Source organism: Bradyrhizobium sp. MI1.10, from assembly GCF_055811035.1.
In genome coordinates, this window is sequence record NZ_JBVVPN010000053.1 from 20,997 (window position 1) to 41,437 (window position 20,441).

A 20,441-nucleotide genomic window follows, 5' to 3' on the forward strand; every position below is an offset into this window, starting at 1 on the left:
GGCCGGGATTCCCGCATTTGCGTAGCTCGCCGCAATACGCCAATCGCCAAATTGATCGCGGCTTTGCGTCGGAGGCGGGAAGCTTCTGTACGAGGATGTTGGATCACGAGCGACCTTTAAGCGGGCGGCTCGCAACATTGGCTGATTGGCACAATCCAGCAGACCGATGCTGCGAATCAAAGTGCATTCACTCGTGGTGGATTAGCTGCGTAAGCAGATATTTTGGCGGATCGATGCATCACGACCGTCGAATTCGCTGCTTTTCCGCGCGAACAAAGAGCCATACTTCTGGAGCCTTGGCTGCGGTCGTAAGCAGATGATTCACGGCAAGCTGGGGCGAAAGCAAGGGCGTAGATGAGGGAAGATGGCTGAAGAGATGATTCCTCTGGGCGAGAAACTGTTGCGCTCTGCCCAAATGATGCCGGATAAAACAGCGGTGAGTTGCGGCGAGACCACAATTACTTGGGGTCAGCTTGAAGCGCGCTCGACGCGGGTCGCGCGTGCATTGGAGCGGCTGGGTGTCAAGTATGGCGATTTAGTTACCATCGGACTACCCAACAGCATCGACTTCATCGAGGCTTGCTGGGGTGTCTGGAAATTGGGCGCGACACCGCAGCCTGTTTCCTTTCGACTGCCACCGGCCGAGTTGCAGGCCATAGTCGATCTCGCGGATCCGCCCGTGGTAATCGCCTTGCCCGGCATGGAAACCGACCGGCCTCGCGTCACCGTGCCAGACCTGCTTAAGCTGACTGAGGATGACAGTGCGCTAAAGTCGTGCGCTGCTCCCGTGCTGGTGGCTATAACGTCGGGAGGGTCTACCGGGCGACCCAAGCTTATTCTCTCCGGAAAACCTGGTCTGACGGCCGCTGACCCCAGTGGACCGAACTTGTCTCGGTTTGGTGTAGGCGATACGGCCTTAATCCCTGGGCCGCTTTATCATAGCGGTCCCTTCACGTTCGCCCAGTACGGGTTGGCCTGCGACGCTCAAATCGTACTGATGCCGCGCTTCGATGCGGAGGGTGTGCTGGCTGAAATAGAGCGGCGAAGGGCGACATGGGTCTATTTGGTGCCCACCATGATGAGCCGCATCTGGCGGCTGCCGGATGAGGTGCGCGCCCGCTACGATGTATCGTCGCTGAAAACGCTCTGGCACTTCGCGGCCCCTTGTCCGCCTTGGCTGAAAGAGGCCTTCATCAACTGGCTTGGGCCTGAGGTCATATTGGAGCTCTATGCGGCGACCGAGAATCAGGCGGGCACGGTCATTACTGGCGGTGAATGGTTAGAACATCGCGGTTCCGTTGGCCGCGTGGCCTGGGGTGAAATCAAGGTCGTGGACGCTGACGGAAACACGCTGCCACCCGGCGAGAAAGGCGAGATATACTTGCGCGAAACTGATGGGGCAGCGCGCCCCTACGCCTATCGCGGCGCTACTGCGCGTGTGCTTCCCGACGGTTGGGAGACCGTCGGCGACGTAGGTCACTTCGACGAAGACGGCTATCTCTATCTCGCCGACCGCCGCACCGACATGATTTTGGTCGGCGGATCAAACGTCTATCCCGCTGAAATCGAAGCCGCGATAGAAGAGCATCCCTTGGCGATCTCGTGCGCCGTGGTGGGTCTGCCGGATGAAGATATGGGCTCATCCGTCCACGCTATCGTCCAGGCTCGCGCCGGCCTGTCCGCGGAGATGCTGTTGGCGCATTTGGCCGAGCGGCTGGTATCCTATAAACTTCCACGCTCCGTAGAATTCGTCGACCAGCCCCTGCGCGATGAGGCAGGAAAAGTGCGCCGGACACAGCTTCGCGAGGAGCGGATCTCCCGAGCGCAGGCAGTCGAGACCCACCCCAGAAAGAGGTCATTGTCTCAGTGAGGGCTTTGGGCAGCTCCCATCTTTCGCGTGAGTGACATTGAGATCGAGAAAGGAGCGGCCAGGGAGAGCGCATCGACAGGGGCGCTCACCATCGTCGGTCTCCGACGAAGACTTGATGTACTGATGATCGCTTCCAAAGCATTTCAGTACGATCCCGCACTTTCCGGCGGCCTAGTGGCATGTAGAATCATTTTGCGCCACATTCGGGGACGCCGCCAGGTGGCAGCAGGAGCCGAGCATTACTAGCGTCAATTAGAATCGGTTCGATCTCTGGCTAGATAGCACAACTGGATAGAGCGTTCTTAAGCGCTGAGCAGGCCGCTAGAAGGTCTCAGCTATGACGGAGCAGGGAATCGTTCCTATTTGGCACGCAGCACAGCCTTCCCGTTCTTGATCACGGTTGCGCCGCGATCGATCACGCGCGCCTCGAACGAGATCACGTTACCATCTTGCCACAGATCGACAGTGATCGTATCGCCGGGGAACACAGGCGCAGAGAAGCGTGCCTGATGGCTCAGGATCCTGGTGGGATCGTAGTGGCAGAGTTCCTGCAGCACTGCTCGAGAAGTGATGCCGAAGGTGCAGAGGCCATGCAGGATCGGCTGCGAGAAGCCGGCACGATTGGCAAACTCTGGATCGGAATGAAGCGGATTGAAATCGCCGTTAAGCCGATAGAGCAGCGCCTGGTCTCGTCGCGTGTCTAACGCGATCGACAAATCCGGCTTGCGTCTGGGGACAAAATGAGGTTCGGGTGCGCCTACCGACGGCCCGCCAAAGCCTCCGTCGCCCCGCGCAAAGGTGGAGGCGGTGAGGGTCGCTATCTTTTCTCCGTTCTCGTCGGTCCACGTGGTCTCGTCGACGACAACCGCCCCCTTGAACCTGCCCTTATCGTAGGCGCCGATCGTACGGCCCATAACCGTGAACGAGCCAGACGAGGGCAGCGGTTTATGTAACTCGACCTTCTGCTCGCCATGCACCAACATCAAATTGTTCAGGCGGCTGATTCGGATACCTAACTTCTGCTCTATCTCAGCTCCGGCAGGAAGCCCCTTGCCGGAAGCCAGCACTGTGGCAGCCGTCGGCGTGACCTTGATATCTCTTTCGTATACGAAGCACAACTCGCGCTCGTTCGTTGGATCGCGGCCCATCCCGATCCCCAGCGCATACAGTATCACGTCCTTCTCACTATAGGTAAAGAGGCGTTGCTCGGTCTTCTGCTCCAGGATATCAGGGTAATAAATCGGCATGGAATGTCCTGCGGATTGTACCAGGATCGGGAATGCGGCCGAGAGGCAAGCCGCACGCGGTAACGCATCGGCCAGAGGATCTAGATCCGCGAGCGTAAGGTTCAATTGAAAGTCGTGTCGTACGTCATCGTTCAATCATTCATGACTTAAGCACGGCAACAGGAACCGGGATGTTCATATCGTTGGGCGGCCAAAACCACGTTTGGCGATGAAGGGCTCGCTAGGAAACCAATTAGGACTTGTTTCTGGCTGGATATTGCGCTGATCACATTCTGACGCTCTGTGCCATTCGCTTAGGACCTTATCAAGGTGGCTTACTGAATACGCGCTGCTAGTAGATGAGTCCTTGATCACGGCAATATGTAAGCCAGCTTAGTCGGCTGTGATCCCGATCTACACCAGTGAGCACTACAACAAGCTGCACGCCGCGATGCTGCTAAATACCCCTTGGCTGCCCCGAAAACCCGCATGAATCTGTAAAAAACGCTGCACTCCTATTTGAGATAACAGTTGGGCCCATCAGAGCGAAGCGGCTAGAGCCGGTTCTGTTTCACTCAGTAATTTGAGCGACGGTGTGGAATCATGACCTTGTCGCAGAAGGCTTGCTGTGATCAACCACACCTGGACACACACAATGCTCCAGCCTGCTGATTCCGCTCGATGTCGCCTACCCTTCCGGAATGATCTCGCCCACCATTCCGAGATCATCTCGCCCACCATTCCGGGATGATGTCCCCTGGGGGTGACGAGGCCTCTTGGCTTCCGATACGGTCCCGCCTTTCGGCCTTGCGAAGGGGGACCTGGATGCCGACGGAGAGGTTTGCGATGCGCCATGTGCGCGATGTGATCAAATTGAAGTCGGCCGGGATGCCGACCCGCGAGATTGCGCGACGGGTGGGAATGGCCCCTTCGACGGTGCGGCTGACGATCCGCCGGTTCGAGGCATCGGGGATCATCGACGCTGTGCTGGAGCCCCGGCTGTTCGCCAGCGCAGGTGCCGGTTCCGGCACGCGGCGGGGCTATCGCCGGCAGGCGGAGCCGGACTGGGCGGCGGTGAATCGCGAGCTCAAGCGCAAGCACGTGACACTGTCGATCCTGTGGGAGGAGTACATCGCGAGCGAGCCCGACGGGTATCGGTATTCGCGGTTCTGCGAACTCTACCGCGGCTGGGAAGGCCGCCTGTCGGTGACGATGCGCCAGTCGCATGCGGCCGGAGACAAGCTATTCGTCGATTATGCGCGCGACGGCGTGCCGGTTGTGATCGATCGGCACACCGGCGAGCGGCGCGCCTGCGCAGATCTTCGTCGCGGTGCTCGGCGCATCCAGCTTCACCTACGCGCAGGCGACCTGGATGCAGGGGCTCACCGACTGGATGAGCGGCCACGTCGGTGTCTTCGAGGCGATCGGCGGCGTGCCGGCGCTGCTGGAGCCGGACAATACCAAGGTCACGGTGATCAAGGCATGCCGCTACGATCCGCAGATCAACCGCAGCTACGCCGACATGGCGGCGCATTACGGTACCACCAAGCTGCCGGCGAGGCCTCGACGGAACCGGGACAAGGCCAAAGTCGAGCAGGCGGTCCTCATGGTCGAGCGCTGGCTGCTCGGGCGGCTGCGCCACCGCACATTCTACACCCTGGCCGAGATCAACGCGGCATCGCCGAGTTGCTAACCTGGCTCAACGAGGAGCGGCCGATCCGGCGGCTCGGCGTCATCCGCCGCAAGCTATTGGAGGAGATCGACCGGCCGGCGCTCCAGGCCTTGCCGGAGAGCCCTCACGTGTTCGCCGAGGGCGGATCTGCCGGGTCAGCATCGACTATCACGTCGAGGTCGAGGCGCACTACTACAGCGTCCCGCATCGCTTCGTCCGCGCCGAAGTCGAGGTGCGCTTCACTGCCCGCACCGTCGAAATCTTCCACAAGGGCGAGCGGACCGCAGCGCATCAGCGCATGAGCGGCAACCACAAGCACACGACGTGCCGGAGCACATGGCGTCCAGTCATCGGCGCTACGCCGGCTGGACCATCGAGCGCATCCGCAAGGACGCCACCACGATCGGGCCGATCAATACGTGGTGCGGGCGTTGCTGCTCGATGAGCATTGTCAAAGCCGCGGATGGGCGTTCGACCTGCATGTCATCCCGCATCGCCCAGCCGGCGATGTTTCGATTGAATATTTCCATGAGGATGGCCAGGTACAACCAGCCTTTCTCGGTTGGATGTACGCGATGTCGGCAAGCCTGACCCGGTTTGACGCTGCCGCGGTAATGTCACGCCGGATCAGGTTCGGGGCGATCGGCAGATCGTGATGACTGTCGGTGGTGCGAACCCGACGGCGGGCGCCATGATCGCTCGAATGCCATATCCACGCATCAGCCGTCCGATCCCGCCGCGACTTGGCGTCCCTGCGTCCGGAGAGCGGCACGGACCCGCGGGCTGCCATAGCGATGACCGCTGTCGTGATGGAGCTGCCGGATCTCGGCGATGAGTGTGGAATTGCAGCCGTACGCGCGCTCACTGGTGCTCGAGCCGGGCGTAATAGTCGGCGGACGAGACCTCGAGCACGGCGCACATCAAGCTCGGATAGGCTTCGTGATCCTCGATGAAGCGAAAGCTCATGTCCGGGTTCCGGCGAAGATCGCGATCGACTTTTGCAACATGTCGCACTCCATGCGCAGCGGTCCGCTCTCCTGGCGCAACCGGGAGATCGCCGAAGCCCGGTCAATCGACATCGGCTCGCCTGCGTGGCGGGAGGCCACGCCGCCGATGCCGGCTCCTGCCGGAGCTTGTCAACCCAGCGTCGCAACCGAGTAGCGCAGCCCGAGTTCCTTGGCCACCGACCCGATCGAACGACCGCTCGAGACCCGTTGTACTCTTCTGTGAACCGTTGACGTTCCATTCGACAGCTCCGGGCTCAACGAGCTAACGCAAGTGTTCACTCATTCCGAAGGAGGCTCAAACGCTGACACGGCTGGCACCGCCAGACCACCAAAGTAGGTAGTATGTCGATCTTCGGTCGATGGCCTAAAGTGAATCAGTAGCTCGGCGCCGAGTCAGCTTTGAAGCGATATACGAGGGTGCAGCAATGACTAACGTAGTTAGTCCGCCAGACGTATCATCTTTCCTTGTAGTTGATTGCGTGACCGTTCCTGCGCAGCACATCCGCTCGAGCAGTTCGCAGCGGTGTGGCACGAGCGGCCGAGTTCACGAGGATCGTCAAAGCGTAGTACGTCACGCCACCCATAGATACATATTGGCTGATCGGCATCGACCCTCCAAAGTACGCGGGGCGCGGCACCTGGCCTCCTCAGCAATCCAGGAATCCAGACCGTTTGTTCAAGCTGGATCAGCGCTTGGCCTCAGAGTCATCACTCGCAAAAGTAATTGCAGCCTAGTGGGTACGGCGATCGCTGTCTCGATAGATTCACATGTTGCCAAGTCTCGCAGCGGAGCGTCAGGGGGATTCATAAAATGGATCGAGCGAAGAAGGTGCTATCGCATTTGCGGGTCGTCGAAATCGGTAGCTCAGCCGCAACCAGTTACTGCGCGCGATTGTTTTCAGACTTCGGGGCCGATGTTCAGAAGGTCGAGCCGCCGGCAGGGGATCCACTTCGGCGCAGTGCCCCAGTTACGCCAGAAGGTGGGAGCGCGTGGTTCGCGTTCCTGAATTTCAACAAGTCAAGCATCATAATGGACCGAACTAAGCCGGACGCAAGCACAAGCCTGTCATTACTGATCGAGAGTTGCGACATTTTGATCGACGGGCGTGACATCGACTCCGCAGCTTGCCCTGCCATTGATGTCGTCGCGATACGCAAGCGGCACCCCGAGTTGATCCACGTAGGAGCGAGCTGGTTTGCCGACAAGGGTCCCTATGCAGGCTTCACCGCAACTGATTCAACCATTCGCGCGCTCGCCGGACTTATCAAGCTGGTTGGGCCAGTCGAGGGTCCCCCATTGCACGCACCGGACTTCCAAACGGGAATCCTCGCCGGCTTGTGGGGCTTTATTGCTGCGGCTTCTTCTGCCTTTGAGCGGATACAAGGTGGAGCAGGGCGCTCGTGGTCACTCAGTATTTTCGAATCGAGCCTCACTGCCAACGAGTATCAGATGCTCCAAGCATTTCAGCACGGCGATGTAATGCATCGGATTGGTGTCAACCGGTTCTGGCCCATTTTCCCGTTGGGTATTTACGAGACCCAGAAGGGCTGGCTCGGGGTCACAGTGGGGACGCGGGCGCAATGGCGCGAACTCTGTGACATGCTTGATCTATCCCACTTGCGTGATGATCCAGCTTTGGTCATCGGCCAAGATCGTCTGCAGCAGATCGACAGCATTGAAGAACAGTTGAGCCCGAAATTGAAGACGCGCACCGCGCTTGAGTGGCTTGCCGAGGGAGTAAAGCGAAAGATCCCCGTTGTGCCCGTACCCGACATCCCCAATTTGGTAGACGATACAGAGAAGAAGCGGCGCGGGGTGATTGTGCCTGTACGGATTGGAGAAGAAGAAGCCTTCACGGTTGGCTCGACTCTGCGGCTGATGCTGACGCCGCCGCTGCGCGGGGGGAAGGTCCCCAGTCCCGGCGAACAGCAGGTTTTCGCAAGTGTTTCAAGATCGTTGATGCGTACGACTTTCGCAGCGCCGAGCAGCACCGATTCCAACCGACGGCCATTAAATGGGGTCCGCGTCGTCGACTTCACCATGGGTTGGGCGGGCCCGTTATGTACCCGCACACTCGCTGATCTCGGTGCCGATGTCATCAAGATTGAGGCTATCCAATATCCGGACTGGTTGCGTGGCGTTGACCGGCGTCCGGCCTTCGTCCAAGGGCAAATGTACGAAAAGGCTGCACCATTCTGCGTAATGAACCGCAATAAGCGGGGTATCACGCTAGATCTCACGCGACCGCAGGGCGTCTCTCTTGCGAAACAACTTTTGGCTGGAGTCGACGTTATCGTCGACAACTATTCAGTCGATGTGCTGCCCAAGCTCGGACTCGGTTACGACGTGATCAGAGCACTGAACCCCCAGGCTGTGATGATGTCGATGTCCGCATTTGGTACGAACAGCATACATCGAGATTGCCGAGCCTACGGCTCGACGCTCGAGCAGGGCTCCGGCCTGCCGAGCGTAATCGGAAACGCCAACGGGCCACCTGTGATGAGCCACATCGCTTTTGGGGATCCGGTCGGCGGATTGAACGGCTGTGCTGCGGTTCTAGTTGCGCTCATCCACGCCCGCCGTACCGGGCAGGGTCAGTTCATAGATCTTGCGCAAACCGAATGCATGATGCCGTTTGCGGCGCCCTGGATAACCCTCCACTCGATCGACGGCGAGGCTCCGAGAAGGTATGGTAATCGACATCCTCAGTTCGTGCCACATGGCTGCTTCCGGTGTGCGGGTGAGGACAATTGGATTGTGTTAGCCGCGACGGACGAACGCATGTGGCAGAGACTTGCGTTGCTGATTGATCGAAGAGAATGGGCGGCAGACGAGCGGTTAAAAAATGTGAAAGCGCGTCGTGAGATCGAGGATGCCATCGAGAGTGGTATCGAAGCTTGGACGCTGACTCGCAACTCGGACCAGGCTATGACCGAAATGCAAGCCGCAGGGATCGCTGCCGGCGTGGCTCGCCTGCCAATTGACCTGCTCAATGATCGGCATCTCAGGTCGCGTGCATTTCTGCAGGAAGTGGAACGTGCTTTCATGGGCCCACATCCGCAGCCTTCGATGCCTATCCGCGACGGCCAACATCCCTATGCAATCCGGGCGGTGGCGCCGACGCTAGGACAGCACAACCGAGAAATCTTATCAGGGCTCCTCGGCATCTCCGATGCCGAGATTGCGGAGTTAGTTAGGGATGGCATCATTGGCACGACGATGCTCCACGAAGAGGAGCTCGCAAAAACAAAGAAGACATGGTCAGATTGAAAAAAAGCTGTGCAGGAAATGAGATGATGGCTTCCACTGGACCGCGTATAGCGGTCGTCCAGAGGTGGCAACGCCCTACAGATGAATGACACTGCCACGGCCTCAACGTCTATGTCGCGAACAAGGGGCGCGACAGGGGCCGACGGGAGAAGCTAGTCGCCGGCAATGTCGCCGTCGCTCGGCCGTTGAGGAAAACAATCAGTGAAATGCCGCATCACTTGCATTGTTTGGTAGTCGGATGCACAGTGATGCTGCACACTTATAGTGCGTGTGCGCTGCCGATGCAAAAGCAAATTGAGCCGGCTCCGCAAATCTGAACAGCCCGATAAGTGGAGTTTCTGCCTGACGGCGGGCAAGATTGACCCGCGAATCAGGAGAGACGATGAGCAGACGAGCACGCCGCAAGCACACGCCAGCTTTCAAGGCGAAGGTGGCGCTTGCCGCCGTCAAGGGCGATCGAACGCTTGCCCAATTGTCGGAGCAGTCCGATGTCCACCCCAATCAGATCGCGGCGTGGAAAGCGCAGCTTGAAGGAGGTGCCGCCGATGTTTTCGGCCGCCGGGGGCGGCAACGCAACGGCGCTACCTGCCATCGACGTGAATTCGCTGAACGCCAAAATCGGCGAGCTGACGCTGGACAACGATTTTAGAAGGAGCGCTCAGCAAGGCCGGCCTGCTGAGCGCAAAGCGATGATTGACCGTGCGCACGAGTTGCCGATCACCAGTCAGGCGGAGGCTCTGAACATTAGCCGGGGCAGCGTCTATTATCTGCCGCGTCCGGTCTCGGCGAGCGACTTCACGATCATGCGACGGCTCGACAAACTGCATCTGGAGTTCCCATTCGCCGGTTTGCGTACGTTGCGAGATCTGTTGGCTGCCGAGGGTGCAAGATCGGCCGCCGGCATGTCAAGACGCTGATGCGGCGTATGGGGATAGAGGCGCTGTACCGCCGGTCGCGCACCACCAAGCCCGAGCCCAGCCACAAGATCTATCCCCATCTGTTGCGCGGCATGGAGATCACGCGGCCGAACCAGGTCTGGGCGATGGACATCACCTACATCCCGATGGCGCGCGGCTTCGTCTATCTCGCGGTGGTGCTGGACTGGGCGACCCGCCGGGTTCTGTCGTGGCGGCTGTCGATCACGATGGAGGCGGCCTTCTGCGTCGCCACGCTGGAGGATGCCCTGGCGCGTCACGGCAGGCCCGAAATCTTCAACACCGACCAGAGCTCACAGTTCACCGACGTGCTTGCCGGCAACGGCATCGCGATCAGCATGGACGGCAAAGGCGCCTGGCGGGACAACGTGTTCGTCGAGCGGCTGTGGCGCAGCGTCAAGTACGAGGAGGTGTATCTGCGGGCCTACGACAGCGTCAGCGAGGCGCGCAACTCGATCGGCCGCAATCTCGACTTTTATAATCGCCGCCGACCACATTCGAGCCTTGACGGCGGCACACCGGATCAAGCAAAACTTCAACCCGCTGCCAATCCACATGGCGGCCTAACCCGGCAGACCCGCTACTTATCGGAACGGAGATTCTGTTCAGACAACCGGGACCAGCCCAAATCTCACGATCCAAACCGAACATCAATTTTGCCGTTGATGCGCGATCGCGCGTCCAAGCCTTGCCGCATTTGCATCAAGGTTTAAGGGATAGTCGACAAGCAAGCCGGAACCCGCACGAGCTGGGAGTGTGAGACGCGAAGCCAAGGTAGGAATAGCCTCTCCGCAAGAGGACCTCTATTGCAGACCGGCTCACTCGTGATGCGCAACTTCATTGGACACAACTGCTCGCTGTGCGTAAGCCACCGGTGAGGCTTTCAATCACCCAGAAGTTCTCCTCCGACCACGGTGCCTGACGCCATGTCGGTCAACCGACAGCCCGCGCCACATGACTCTGGTGCCAGGGGGTGGATTGCTGACACGGGCGAGATGACCGCCGAGCCGCCGATCTTGATGACATAGTGCAAAAGCGTCTTTCTCGCTTCTGGTTTGTCGTTGACGAGGTGATCAAGCGCGCCGATTCCGGTCGCCTTCAACGCGAGGGTTGGTGGCGGTCCGGAACGGAACGGTTTGGAGCGTCATCCAGAAGACACGCCAACTCAGGATGCAAAAGAGCGAGATCAAATAGGTCAGACGCTGGGCGGTCCTAAGCTTCGGCTCCTCGGCTCTGGAGCCTGACTTGAGTATCTCATGTAACACCTCGATCTTCCATCTCAAAGCATACCATTCGAGCTCTCCGTCGCCACGGCTAGCAGGCAGATCTGTGATCCACCTTCCGCTCGATCTTCGTTCTGTTCTTCGGCACCACGCGCTCTTCGGCATGGATCACGGCCAAGGTCAGCGCCGGATAGTGCTTCTGCTTTCAGATGGGCGGCAAAACCCGAATCTTGCGCTCTCGATGACGGCTTCATCGGGATCACCGTTGTTGTCTCTGGTGTCGATGCAATGGCGTCTTTTGATGGCAACCTTCGTCCATTTCGTCGGCGATCGTGTGATCTCCATCCCGAGCCAAACGATCAACGCAAGTCTTCCACCAAAGCTTCCGGCTTCTCGAGCGGCGTAGAAAGGCTCATAGATGTTGCTCTCGCGATCACCGACATAGATGCACATCGCTCCGGATCGTCCAGCAGCTTCGGGGAGTGACGGACATGACTCAGCCACGGAATGCTCTCCTCCGTCTGGATGGGAACACGACTCCGATTGATCTTCTTAATAAGCGCCGCGGTCCTCTTGAATTTCTTCCGGGTCCAAAATTTGTGGGCCGTCAGTCCAAGCGGCAGCCCATCGCTTGTCACCGCCACGCTCGAGTGCATCAGGATGGCGCAAACCGTGTGCGATCTCAGGCGCCGCTTGTCCCGGCCGCTGTTTATGCTCTTGGTGATCCCCATCGCCTCTGAGTTCTCTGTTTGATAGCTGAACTAGGTCGTGTCATGGAGCACGAGGACAGGACCGTCGGTGGCAATCGTGCGCTCACGCGCAGATTGAAAGTGGCCGGCCAGAATGTCCTCCTCACTGATCCGGTCGTTGGAGAAGAAACGATACGAAGCCTGGTGTTGGACCAGTCCTGCCAGACCAGCGGAATACTCTCGCCCATGGCCCTCCCGATCTGCGCTACCAGTTTGCGGAGGCGCTTGTTCAGGAACTCGTCGCAACGCTGAAGCGAACCACGGGCGAAAGTGCGAGAAATGTGTTCGCTTGAGCTCCTCCAGAAATGCAACGGTTGTTCACGTGCAGAAATCCCTCACAAGAGCTGGTAGTGTCTAGATCCCCGCTGTTAAGGTAGAGCTGTTCTCGGAGGTGGTATCTTATTGCAAGGAAAGAAGTATCAACGACAAGGGTCGGTGACGCGCCTAGCTGCTCTTAATCTCCGGCAGGAAACTCGTGCGTCATTGGGTCTGCCCGCGTCTCGACGTCGAGCAAGTGATGAGCCGCTCATTGCCAGGTAAGGCGCGCCCGCCAAGCCAACGTCTTCGTCAACAGCGTGCTGATGGGTCGTTTGCTGTCTCGGACCTCCCCGGCGCCGAGCAGCGGCTATGGTGATCACAGATGTGAACGAGCTTCTAACCTCAAACTGTGCCTGTTAGCAGATTTGTGTAGCCCTCTGAAGTAAAGGTACAAAGATGCGTCCCACGAAAGTTAGGCAGTCCCGGCTTCAAGAGCGCGTGGCAACGGTGGTGAAAAAAATAGAGACGCTCGAATCCGCTTATGAGACGATCACGATCGGTGAGCTGGTTTCAAACAAGGCAAAAACGCACGGCTCGAAGATCGCAATAGACGTTTTCGACCGTGGCGAGCGCGCGACCTACACGGAGATCGATGCACAGTCAAACAGGTATGCATCTGCGTTGCGCGCATTGGGCGTACGCAAGGGCGAACGCATTGGGGTGATGCTGCCGAATCGAATCGAGTTTCCGATACTTTGGTTCGCAATTGCGAAGCTGGGCGCAGTGATGGTCCCGATTAACATGCGCTACACGCCAAGGGAGATGGAATACGTCTTGAGCGATGCACAGGTGACGTTCGCCGTCGTCGATGAATCGGCGTGGTCGGTCTTAACCGCGATGAACACTTGGCCGCAAGATCTCGCAATAGAGCGGGCGATTCTTGTGGGGCAGTCATCCGATGGGACAGTCACTACCCTGGACAAATTGCTCAAAGGCGTGCCCGACACTTTCGCCACGGAAGATATCGTTCCCGACGACCTGTTGAACATTCAGTATACCTCGGGGACAACGGGCCTTCCTAAGGGATGCATGTTAACTCACGACTATTGGGGCGTGTTTTCCTATCAGGCGGCGAGTTGGGACGAGCAACCCTACCAAAGGTACCTCTCTGCTCAACCTTTCTTCTATGTAGATGGACCATGGCATCTTCTGCAGTCGTATCGACATGGTGCCACGCACTACTTGGCTCCGCAAATCAGCTCAACGCGCTTCATGAGTTGGGTCAAACAGCACCGGATCGAGTGGTGCCAGTGTCCCGAACTGGTAGCCCGTCAAGCCGAGGCTGGCGCCGAAGACGGTGCGACGAGCCTCAAGCAGATCCTGAATTGGGGCTGGGGACCCGAGACCGTACGCCGCTTCCGGAAGAGGTTTCGAGTCCGCACTCAGGAAGCTTACGGTATGACGGAAATCGGCTTCGGCACGCGAATGGCTAATGAATTTGACGAGCTGGCCGACTCAGGGTCGGTAGGCATCCGCGCGCCATTTCGGCAACTGCGGCTGATAAACGAGGATGGCAGCCCCACGCCCGTCGGCGGGGTTGGCGAGCTACTGGTGAGAGGTCGTGGGATTTTCAAGGGCTATTGGAACAACCCAGAGGTCGATTCCACCTTTTTCCAAGGGGAATGGTTCAAGACCGGCGATCTAATGCGATCCGATGAACTTGGGTTTCATTGGTTAGTGGGGCGCACGAAAGACATGATTCGGCGTTCGAGCGAGAACATCGCTGCACGCGAGATAGAGGGGGTTATTCGCGAGATGCCCGAGATTGCAGATGTGGCCGCCGTGCCCGTTCGCGACGCCAAGCGCGGGGAGGAGGTGAAGATTTGCGTCGAGTTAAGGGAAGGCGTCACGCCAGACAATCTGGCCATCGACCGTATCCTAGAACATGCTCGTACGCATCTTGCCGTATTCAAGGTGCCGCGGTACATCAGCTTCATTTCGGCGCTCCCTAGAACGAGCTCCAGCCATAAAGTCCTCAAAAGTGAGCTGATGGGAGTCAGCGACCCGCTCGCGGGCACTTACGACGCTCAGGAGAAGCGTTGGCGATAGGGAAACTCTCTTGATTTTTGACGCATCGTTGGAGTCGTTCGGGAGGCAAAGCATAAATGTACGCTTGGATCGAATGAGCCAAGCCGACCGATGAACCGACGGCGATGCTCGGCGGCGGCAAGCACGCCGCTCACAAGCGCAAGCGAGCTGCAGATTTTGCTGGCGCCGAGAGGGGCGGCCGCGACGAGGAGATTGCCCGGACCTGACTGCCAGCCTGTCCACCGGCGGCCGGACCAAGCGCCGCTTCATAGGAGGCAGTCTTGAGCGGGCCTTGAGCGAAGAGCCGCGTCCGGGCCGCGGAACGCAAGCTGACGGGCTAGGAAGACGCCCTGCTGGTCGCGACCGCACGCGTCGAGCGGCGAGCGGTGGACGCTGAGGCTGCTGGCCGACACGACGCCAAGCTCACCGGTCACGACAGCCTCTGGCGCGCGACCGTGCGTCGCCGGCTGGCCGAAAACGACCTTACGCCATGGCGCGGGGACATGTGGTGCATTGCCCCTTGGACGGCGAACACGTCGCCCGGATGGAGGACGTGCTCGATTGTAAGGCGCCGGATTCCGAGCGGCGCTGGTCTGGTTCGACGAGACCCCGTCCAGCTCATCTGTGCGGTGCGTCAGCCGAGGCTCGGCCAGCCCGCGACAGCGCCAGCGCTAAGATCATGAGTACGCCGCAACGGCACCGGTCAATCTCTTCGTCACCTTCGATCCGCATCGCGGCTGGCGCAATGTTAAGACAACAGACCTCCGCGCCGCCGTGGACTACGCCCACTGCATGCCTGAACTCGCCGAGCTCCATTATCCTGATGCCACCTGTATCGGTCTCGTGCAGGACAATCTGTCGATCCACACCGGCGGCGCCCTGTACCAAGCGTTTGCGCCCGCCCAGGCCCGTCGCATCTGCATCGCCTCGAGTTCGACTACACACCGCAACACCAGTTGGCTCAACATGGTCGAGTGAGACATAAGCGTCCTCCAGCACCAGCCTCTCGCCGCCGCATCCACGGGCCCAAACCGCTCCGAAAAGAGATCGCAGCTGGCAACGGCAGCGAAAGAAGGATGAGACCGCATGAAATGGATGTTCACAACTGGCAAAGCCCGCGCCAGACTCGGCCGCGCATTGATGGGCCATTTGATTTGGTAGCTAGCTGAGCGAGTAGTCACTGGCTAATTTCGTGGCCCCTCGCCTATCAGGCCCGCTCACAACTGTACGGAAGTTCCGTTCGCCCGACGTCGCCACGCGCTAAGAAGCGGTACAGCTGAGCGGCCTAGCGTATTCTTCAGTAGACAAAATGGAGCACGAGTTGCAATCTCACATTGGTGCCACGAACGTTGTCCGACGGACTGAAGTCTTTCGCATTACCGACCCATACTTAGATGCAGCCTTGTCAGCTGACCTCATCGCAGTTCACGGATTTCCCACGATCAGATGCTCCATCGCTGCTGGCAAAGGCCGACTTAGGGACCCAGTCGATTTTGTGCGAAGTTCCTACCTAAGCCTCGATAATCATCCGGCACTCGCCGCTGGGGCGATCGCCGCAATCCAGGCGCAGTGTTCATCGAGGTCGTGCTGCGGAAAGCGACATCATATTGATCTTCTAGCGCAACTTGAAGAAAGTCTCTCCGAGATGTTCTATGCGCGTGTGCTTGCCTTTTCCAGCGTTATGATGGTTGATTTAGTCACGATGCCGCTCCTTGCTTCTGGTCAATTGACGGGCGGGAGAAGGCCGATCGTTGTGTTCGATAGCTTTTCACGCATGTCACTCGCCAGTAAGAACCTGATCGTTGACGACGCACGGGTGAGAACAATCCGCCACAATGATATATCAACTCTCGAACGCTTATGCCGCGAGAATCCGGTGGTAACCTATGTGTGCGAGGGTGTTTACTGGATGGGAGGTTATTCGCCCGTCCAGGAGTTGCGTCTGCTTCAGGAACGCTATGGGCTCTTTCTCTATATCGACGATGCTCACGGCTTATCGACCTTCGGAGGTCAAGGTGAGGGTTTCGCTCGATCTCAGTTTCCGCAAGAGCTCGGGGACCGTACGATGATAACAGGATCGCTGGCCAACGGATTCGGCGCATCGGGCGGAATATTGATGCTTGGGACGGCCGGCCACGAAGCCTTATTTCGATTTCACTCCGATGCGGATGCGTGTTCCGGGATAGCGAATGTAGCGGGGATTGGCGCCGCGCTCCAGTCGTGCAAAATCCACCGTTCTGCGGAACTTAGGCAGCGACAGGAGCGACTGGCGCAACTCGTCGACTTGTTTGACCGCCGTATCGCAACTGCCGGCCAAGGCAATTCAATTCCGATCAGAATGGTTACTGTTGGATCGGAGACCAATGCCGTCGCAATCGCGAGAGGACTTGTTGACAGCGGCTTCTATACCTTGGTTGCGGTCTTGCCGATTATAGAGGCGGGAGCGGCCGCCATTCGGGTGTGCATTAGAGCGGAGCACGAGGCAAGCGACATAGAGCGGCTGTGCGACTGCATTTTGGAACAAGTCGCCAGAAGGACCGGAAGGCCTTATCCTCTGAGGTGATGTGATGGGTGCTGCAGGGGTAAAGTCGTGTGAAAGACGTGCAGGGCAGCAGATGCTGTTCGCCAACGACTCCATTGGCGGGGTCGCTCCGGGACTTGCCTCTCTCTTTACCCTTTTAGCCGCTGCGCGAGGGCTCCATATCTGTGGATTCGAAAAATGCATCACATCGATGCGATAACATGCGAGATCGATGATCTAGCTGGTGACATCAGGACATGAGCCGTGTTCGCCGAGCAAGGGCGGTGCTCTGAGAAAATCACCACGAACCTGACAGCTGGAGCGGGCGTTTCCCCGCAGTGCCGGGAAGTCTTGGCCGGAGAGATGCCGAGCGTGTCGGCGAAGGGTTTGCACCAGGGCTAAATTGTTAGGCTATATTGACGCGGGGCAGGGACGGCGTTTTGGTATCGAAGCGTGTCCGCTTTGAACGCGGTCCCGTCAGCACTCTAACACTGTGCGACGCAATTCCGACAACATGCAGTTTCGTGCACGCTGCTTCCTGGCTAGACAGGTGCTGCGCCCGAGTTGGCGGCTGGCACGTCGATTGCTTCGATGAGTACTGTCGCCACAAAGGCGTTCACAACCTATCCAACGACTGCGGACGGTTCTCTCGCGGTTCACTGGTTAAGTGATGCTACTCTCGCTGGAACACCGGTAAACATCATAAGGTAAAAGTTGCGTCACTCGGGCTGGTTGGCACTTTGAGCGAAAGGGAGAAACTAAGATGATTTCCGAGGTGTTCATCACCTGCGCGGTAACGGGAAGCGGCAAGGGGGTGGAGCGCAGTCCACATGTGCCGGTGACTCCGGAACAGATAGCAGAATCGGCCATCGAGGCGGCGAAAGCAGGGGCCGCAGTGGTGCACATTCATGTGCGTGATCCTGGTAGCGGACGGGGCTCGCGGGACCCCGCGCTATATCGGGAAGTGGTGAAGCGCATTCGAGGCTCGCATTCGAATCCGGTGATTAATCTCACCGCTGGCATGGGGGGTGACCTCGTGTTGGGTGGCGCTAACTCGCCGCTGCCAATGGACGCTTCGACAGACTTGGTTGGCGCGCGGGAGCGGCTGGCGCATGTGGAAGAGCTGCGTCCCGAGATCTGCACGCTGGACTGCGGAACCATGTGCTTTGCTACCCGGAGTGAGTACATAATGGTGAACACCCCAGGAATACTGCGCGCGATGGCAGCGCGCGTGCGGGAGCTTGGGGTACGTCCTGAGCTTGAGGTTTTCGATACTGGTCAGCTTGTGTTGGTGCACGAGCTGATCGGGGAGAAACTGATCGAAGAACCGCCACTGATCCAGCTGTGCATGGGGATTCCGTATGGTGCGCCCAGTGAAACGAGCACCTTAATGGCGCTCGTGCAACAGCTTCCGGCGCGCTCGGTCTATTCGGCTTTCTCGATTGGGCGGATGCAGCTTCCCTACGTGGCTCTAGCGCCTTTGGTGGGCGCGAACGTGCGGGTAGGCCTAGAGGACAATCTCTATCTCTCCCGAGGTCGGCTCGCGACCAACGTCGAGCTCGTTGAACGGGCGGTAGAGATCCTAGAGAGGATCGGGGTTCGGGTGATGTGCCCAGACGAAGTGCGCGAGAAGCTTGCGCTCAAAAATCTCGCCTAGATTCGACAATCCAACTAGAAGGTGCAAAGTCCATGACGGAAGGTTCAAAGGCCATCTCAGATAGGAGACCGCGAAGCGTCGGGCTGCTGGGTGGCGGCGTGATCGGCGGCGGCTGGGCCGCACGGTTTATGCTCAACGGAGTGGATGTGCGGCTATATGGGCCCTCTACCAGTGCTGTCGAGCGCGTCCAGAAGATCCTGCTCCAGGCGCGACGCGCATATCAGCGTCTTACTCAAGTTCCGCTGCCGGCGGAGGGATCGCTATTGGTGGTGGACTCGGTAGCGGACGCCGTACGCGACGTGGAACTCGTCCAAGAATCTGCGCCGGAGCGCCTGGGCCTCAAACAGCAACTGCTCGCGATGGCTAGCCGGGCGGCCGCGCCAGAAACGCTAATATGCTCCTCGACCTCGGGGCTTCGACCGTCCTTGCTGCAGGTGGATATGAAACACCCCGAGCGCCTGCTCGTGGCGCACCCATTCAATCCGGCCTATCTGATGCCTCTAGTTGAATTGTGCGCAGGGCAGCGCACCGCGCCCGAAACGTTGGAGCGGGCAACCGAGATCTACCGGGCGGTGGGCATGCATCCGCTCGTGGTGCGCAAGGAGGTGGACGGATTTATCGCAAACCGCTTGCAGGAGGCGATGTGGCGCGAGGCGCTCTGGCTGGTCCACGACGGTGTGGCCTCCGTACAGGAGGTCGATGATGCTGTCCGTTACTCTTTCGGGCTGCGCCGAGCCGTCCTCGGCCCCTTCCGAATCAGTGGCGGTGCGTCCGGGATGCGCCGCTTCATGGAGCAATGGGGACCTATGCTGAACTCCCCCTGGACGAAGCTCAGCGATGTGCCCGAGCTGACCGAGGAGTTCCTCGAAAAGCTCGCCGAGCAATCGGACGCGCAGGCCATGACGGAGAACCTAAGCCTCCCTGAACTCGAACAAAAGCGTGACGACTGTCTCGTGGCGGTGCTACAGGGGCTGCGGACTGAGTGCTACGGCGCGGGCGAGACGCTCGCACGGTGGGAACAGGCGCTGCGCGACCGCGCTCGTCCGGCTTAGTGGCTTCTTGGCAGGCTAAAAAGTCATCCGTTAAGAAGGCGAATTGAGCGGGGCTGGACTGGCCAGCCCGCGCCATAGTTGGACCAGGAACAGGCGCAAGAGTTCTCGAAGCCAGGCGAGAATGCGGCGGAAGTTGTGGCGGCCGGCTGAGAGGATGACGTTGGCGGCGTCTCCGGCGCGGCCTTTGAGGTGGCAGCGACCGAGGTGACCTTCGGTCTTCATGTGGCGATGATGGGCTCGATCCGGAGCGGCGGCGCAGCTCGCGCTTGATGATGCCGAAGACGCCGCGCTTTGGCCGGAGATGAAAGACGCGACGTGGATTTTGAGCGTCGTGGACGCGGTATCCCTTGTCGACATAGGCCCGCTCGATCGGGCACCCGGTGAGCGTCTCGGTGCCGTCGATGACGTTCCGCAAGGTGTGACCGTCGTAGGGATTTTCGGGCAGCTAGCTGGCATGCAGTACCAACAGGCCGCCGGGAGCTCGGTGATTGTTGGTGACGATGGAGGCCTTCACGCCGAACTCGTAAGGGCTCAGGCCTTGCGTTTGCCGATGCATGAAAGGAATAGAGCTTCCAGCCGCGCTGGCGCTGCTGCTGGGAGCGGATGTGGCTGGCTCTGCCAAGCGGAAGGGCGAATGCCTCCTCGAGGGCTGGCTGTGATCTTCCCCCGAAAAAGTGGACGGGTTTAAGCGGCTTTTAGCTCCATTTCGATCGGGGCGATAAATCCGATGGCGGAATGGAGCCTGGTTCGGTTGTAGAAGCCCTCGATGAAGGCGAAGATATCGCGCTGGGCCTCGGCGCGGGTGTTGTAGTCGCGATGATGGACGAGCTCGGTCTTCAAGGTATGGAAGAAGCTCTCCATCGGGGCGTTGTCGTAGCAATCGGCCTTGCGGCTCATGGATGCGGTGATGTT

At 59.1% G+C, this 20,441-nt stretch carries 14 protein-coding genes and 4 pseudogenes; 9 read left to right on the forward strand and 9 right to left on the reverse strand.

The window, feature by feature from the left end; all coding sequences use genetic code 11:
• The first annotated feature begins 364 nt into the window (after window positions 1-364).
• Complete coding sequence (locus AC0L3K_RS34940; protein WP_473367723.1) at window positions 365-1,870, forward strand: AMP-binding protein; 1,506 nt, start codon at window positions 365-367, stop codon at window positions 1,868-1,870.
• A 359-nt stretch (window positions 1,871-2,229) separates the two neighbouring features.
• On the opposite strand, the gene AC0L3K_RS34945 is transcribed toward AC0L3K_RS34940, so the two are convergent.
• Window positions 2,230-3,117 carry a MaoC/PaaZ C-terminal domain-containing protein gene (locus tag AC0L3K_RS34945; protein ID WP_473367724.1) on the reverse strand — a complete coding sequence of 296 codons (888 nt, stop codon included), beginning with the start codon at window positions 3,115-3,117 and terminating at the stop codon, window positions 2,230-2,232.
• Between the two features lie 704 nt (window positions 3,118-3,821).
• Window positions 3,822-4,073 carry a hypothetical protein gene (locus AC0L3K_RS34950; RefSeq protein WP_473367736.1) on the reverse strand — a complete coding sequence of 84 codons (252 nt, stop codon included), beginning with the start codon at window positions 4,071-4,073 and terminating at the stop codon, window positions 3,822-3,824.
• Between AC0L3K_RS34950 and istA the strand changes: the two are divergent.
• Window positions 3,985-5,176, forward strand: a pseudogene (gene istA, locus AC0L3K_RS34955) (IS21 family transposase); the annotation flags it as partial. The gene AC0L3K_RS34950 and the pseudogene istA overlap by 89 nt on opposite strands.
• Here the strand turns inward: istA and AC0L3K_RS34960 are convergent.
• Entirely contained in the window at window positions 5,125-5,316 is a 192-nt protein-coding gene (locus AC0L3K_RS34960) for a hypothetical protein (RefSeq protein WP_473367737.1), read from the reverse strand. The pseudogene istA and the gene AC0L3K_RS34960 overlap by 52 nt on opposite strands.
• A 171-nt stretch (window positions 5,317-5,487) precedes the next feature.
• Window positions 5,488-5,655 carry a transposase gene (locus AC0L3K_RS34965; protein WP_473367735.1) on the reverse strand — a complete coding sequence of 56 codons (168 nt, stop codon included), beginning with the start codon at window positions 5,653-5,655 and terminating at the stop codon, window positions 5,488-5,490.
• A gap of 931 nt (window positions 5,656-6,586) precedes the next feature.
• On the opposite strand from AC0L3K_RS34965, the gene AC0L3K_RS34970 reads away from it, so the two are divergent.
• Window positions 6,587-9,046 (forward strand): CaiB/BaiF CoA-transferase family protein, encoded by a 2,460-nt coding sequence (locus AC0L3K_RS34970; RefSeq protein WP_473367725.1) that lies wholly within the window; start codon window positions 6,587-6,589, stop codon window positions 9,044-9,046.
• A gap of 382 nt (window positions 9,047-9,428) precedes the next feature.
• Window positions 9,429-10,511: pseudogene (locus AC0L3K_RS34975) on the forward strand (IS3 family transposase); the annotation flags it as partial.
• Window positions 10,512-10,864: 353 nt separating this feature from the next.
• Here the strand turns inward: AC0L3K_RS34975 and AC0L3K_RS34980 are convergent.
• From AC0L3K_RS34980 to AC0L3K_RS34990, 3 genes are all read right to left on the reverse strand, one after another.
• A complete protein-coding gene (locus tag AC0L3K_RS34980) occupies window positions 10,865-11,083 on the reverse strand; it encodes a hypothetical protein (RefSeq protein ID WP_473367726.1) in 219 nt (72 codons plus the stop codon).
• Between the two features lie 480 nt (window positions 11,084-11,563).
• Window positions 11,564-11,935, reverse strand: coding sequence for a hypothetical protein (locus AC0L3K_RS34985; RefSeq protein WP_473367727.1), 372 nt, complete (start codon window positions 11,933-11,935; stop codon window positions 11,564-11,566).
• The gene (locus AC0L3K_RS34990) at window positions 11,914-12,264 is read right to left on the reverse strand and encodes a transposase DNA-binding-containing protein (RefSeq protein ID WP_473367728.1); all 351 of its coding nucleotides are present in this window, start codon (window positions 12,262-12,264) and stop codon (window positions 11,914-11,916) included. The genes AC0L3K_RS34985 and AC0L3K_RS34990 overlap by 22 nt, the downstream gene beginning before the upstream one ends.
• 445 nt (window positions 12,265-12,709) lie before the next feature.
• On the opposite strand from AC0L3K_RS34990, the gene AC0L3K_RS34995 reads away from it, so the two are divergent.
• From AC0L3K_RS34995 to AC0L3K_RS35015, 5 genes and pseudogenes are all read left to right on the forward strand, one after another.
• Window positions 12,710-14,320, forward strand: coding sequence for a class I adenylate-forming enzyme family protein (locus AC0L3K_RS34995; RefSeq protein WP_473367729.1), 1,611 nt, complete (start codon window positions 12,710-12,712; stop codon window positions 14,318-14,320).
• 104 nt (window positions 14,321-14,424) lie between these two features.
• A pseudogene (locus AC0L3K_RS35000) lies at window positions 14,425-15,460 on the forward strand (IS630 family transposase).
• A gap of 148 nt (window positions 15,461-15,608) precedes the next feature.
• Entirely contained in the window at window positions 15,609-16,862 is a 1,254-nt protein-coding gene (locus tag AC0L3K_RS35005; protein ID WP_473367730.1) for an aminotransferase class I/II-fold pyridoxal phosphate-dependent enzyme, read from the forward strand.
• Between the two features lie 721 nt (window positions 16,863-17,583).
• The gene (locus AC0L3K_RS35010) at window positions 17,584-18,477 is read left to right on the forward strand and encodes a beta-keto acid cleavage family enzyme (protein ID WP_473367731.1); all 894 of its coding nucleotides are present in this window, start codon (window positions 17,584-17,586) and stop codon (window positions 18,475-18,477) included.
• Between the two features lie 32 nt (window positions 18,478-18,509).
• The gene (locus tag AC0L3K_RS35015) at window positions 18,510-19,529 is read left to right on the forward strand and encodes a 3-hydroxyacyl-CoA dehydrogenase NAD-binding domain-containing protein (RefSeq protein ID WP_473367732.1); all 1,020 of its coding nucleotides are present in this window, start codon (window positions 18,510-18,512) and stop codon (window positions 19,527-19,529) included.
• A gap of 30 nt (window positions 19,530-19,559) precedes the next feature.
• Here AC0L3K_RS35015 and AC0L3K_RS35020 read toward each other — a convergent pair.
• Both AC0L3K_RS35020 and AC0L3K_RS35025 read right to left on the reverse strand, forming a co-directional pair.
• Window positions 19,560-20,185: pseudogene (locus tag AC0L3K_RS35020) on the reverse strand (transposase family protein); the annotation flags it as partial.
• 28 nt (window positions 20,186-20,213) lie between these two features.
• Window positions 20,214-20,441: IS3 family transposase (locus AC0L3K_RS35025; protein WP_473367733.1), on the reverse strand; the 228-nt coding region annotated here is incomplete at its 5' end.

Bases quoted from the DNA above. Each gene is read 5' to 3' on its own strand.
- AC0L3K_RS34940 (WP_473367723.1), top strand. From the start codon at position 365: ATGGCTGAAGAGATGATTCCTCTGGGCGAGAAACTGTTGCGCTCTGCC.
- AC0L3K_RS34945 (WP_473367724.1), bottom strand. From the start codon at position 3,117: ATGCCGATTTATTACCCTGATATCCTGGAGCAGAAGACCGAGCAACGC.
- AC0L3K_RS34950 (WP_473367736.1), bottom strand. From the start codon at position 4,073: ATGATCCCCGATGCCTCGAACCGGCGGATCGTCAGCCGCACCGTCGAA.
- AC0L3K_RS34970 (WP_473367725.1), top strand. From the start codon at position 6,587: ATGGATCGAGCGAAGAAGGTGCTATCGCATTTGCGGGTCGTCGAAATC.
- AC0L3K_RS34985 (WP_473367727.1), bottom strand. From the start codon at position 11,935: ATGGGGATCACCAAGAGCATAAACAGCGGCCGGGACAAGCGGCGCCTG.
- AC0L3K_RS35005 (WP_473367730.1), top strand. From the start codon at position 15,609: ATGGAGCACGAGTTGCAATCTCACATTGGTGCCACGAACGTTGTCCGA.
- AC0L3K_RS35010 (WP_473367731.1), top strand. From the start codon at position 17,584: ATGATTTCCGAGGTGTTCATCACCTGCGCGGTAACGGGAAGCGGCAAG.
- AC0L3K_RS35015 (WP_473367732.1), top strand. From the start codon at position 18,510: ATGACGGAAGGTTCAAAGGCCATCTCAGATAGGAGACCGCGAAGCGTC.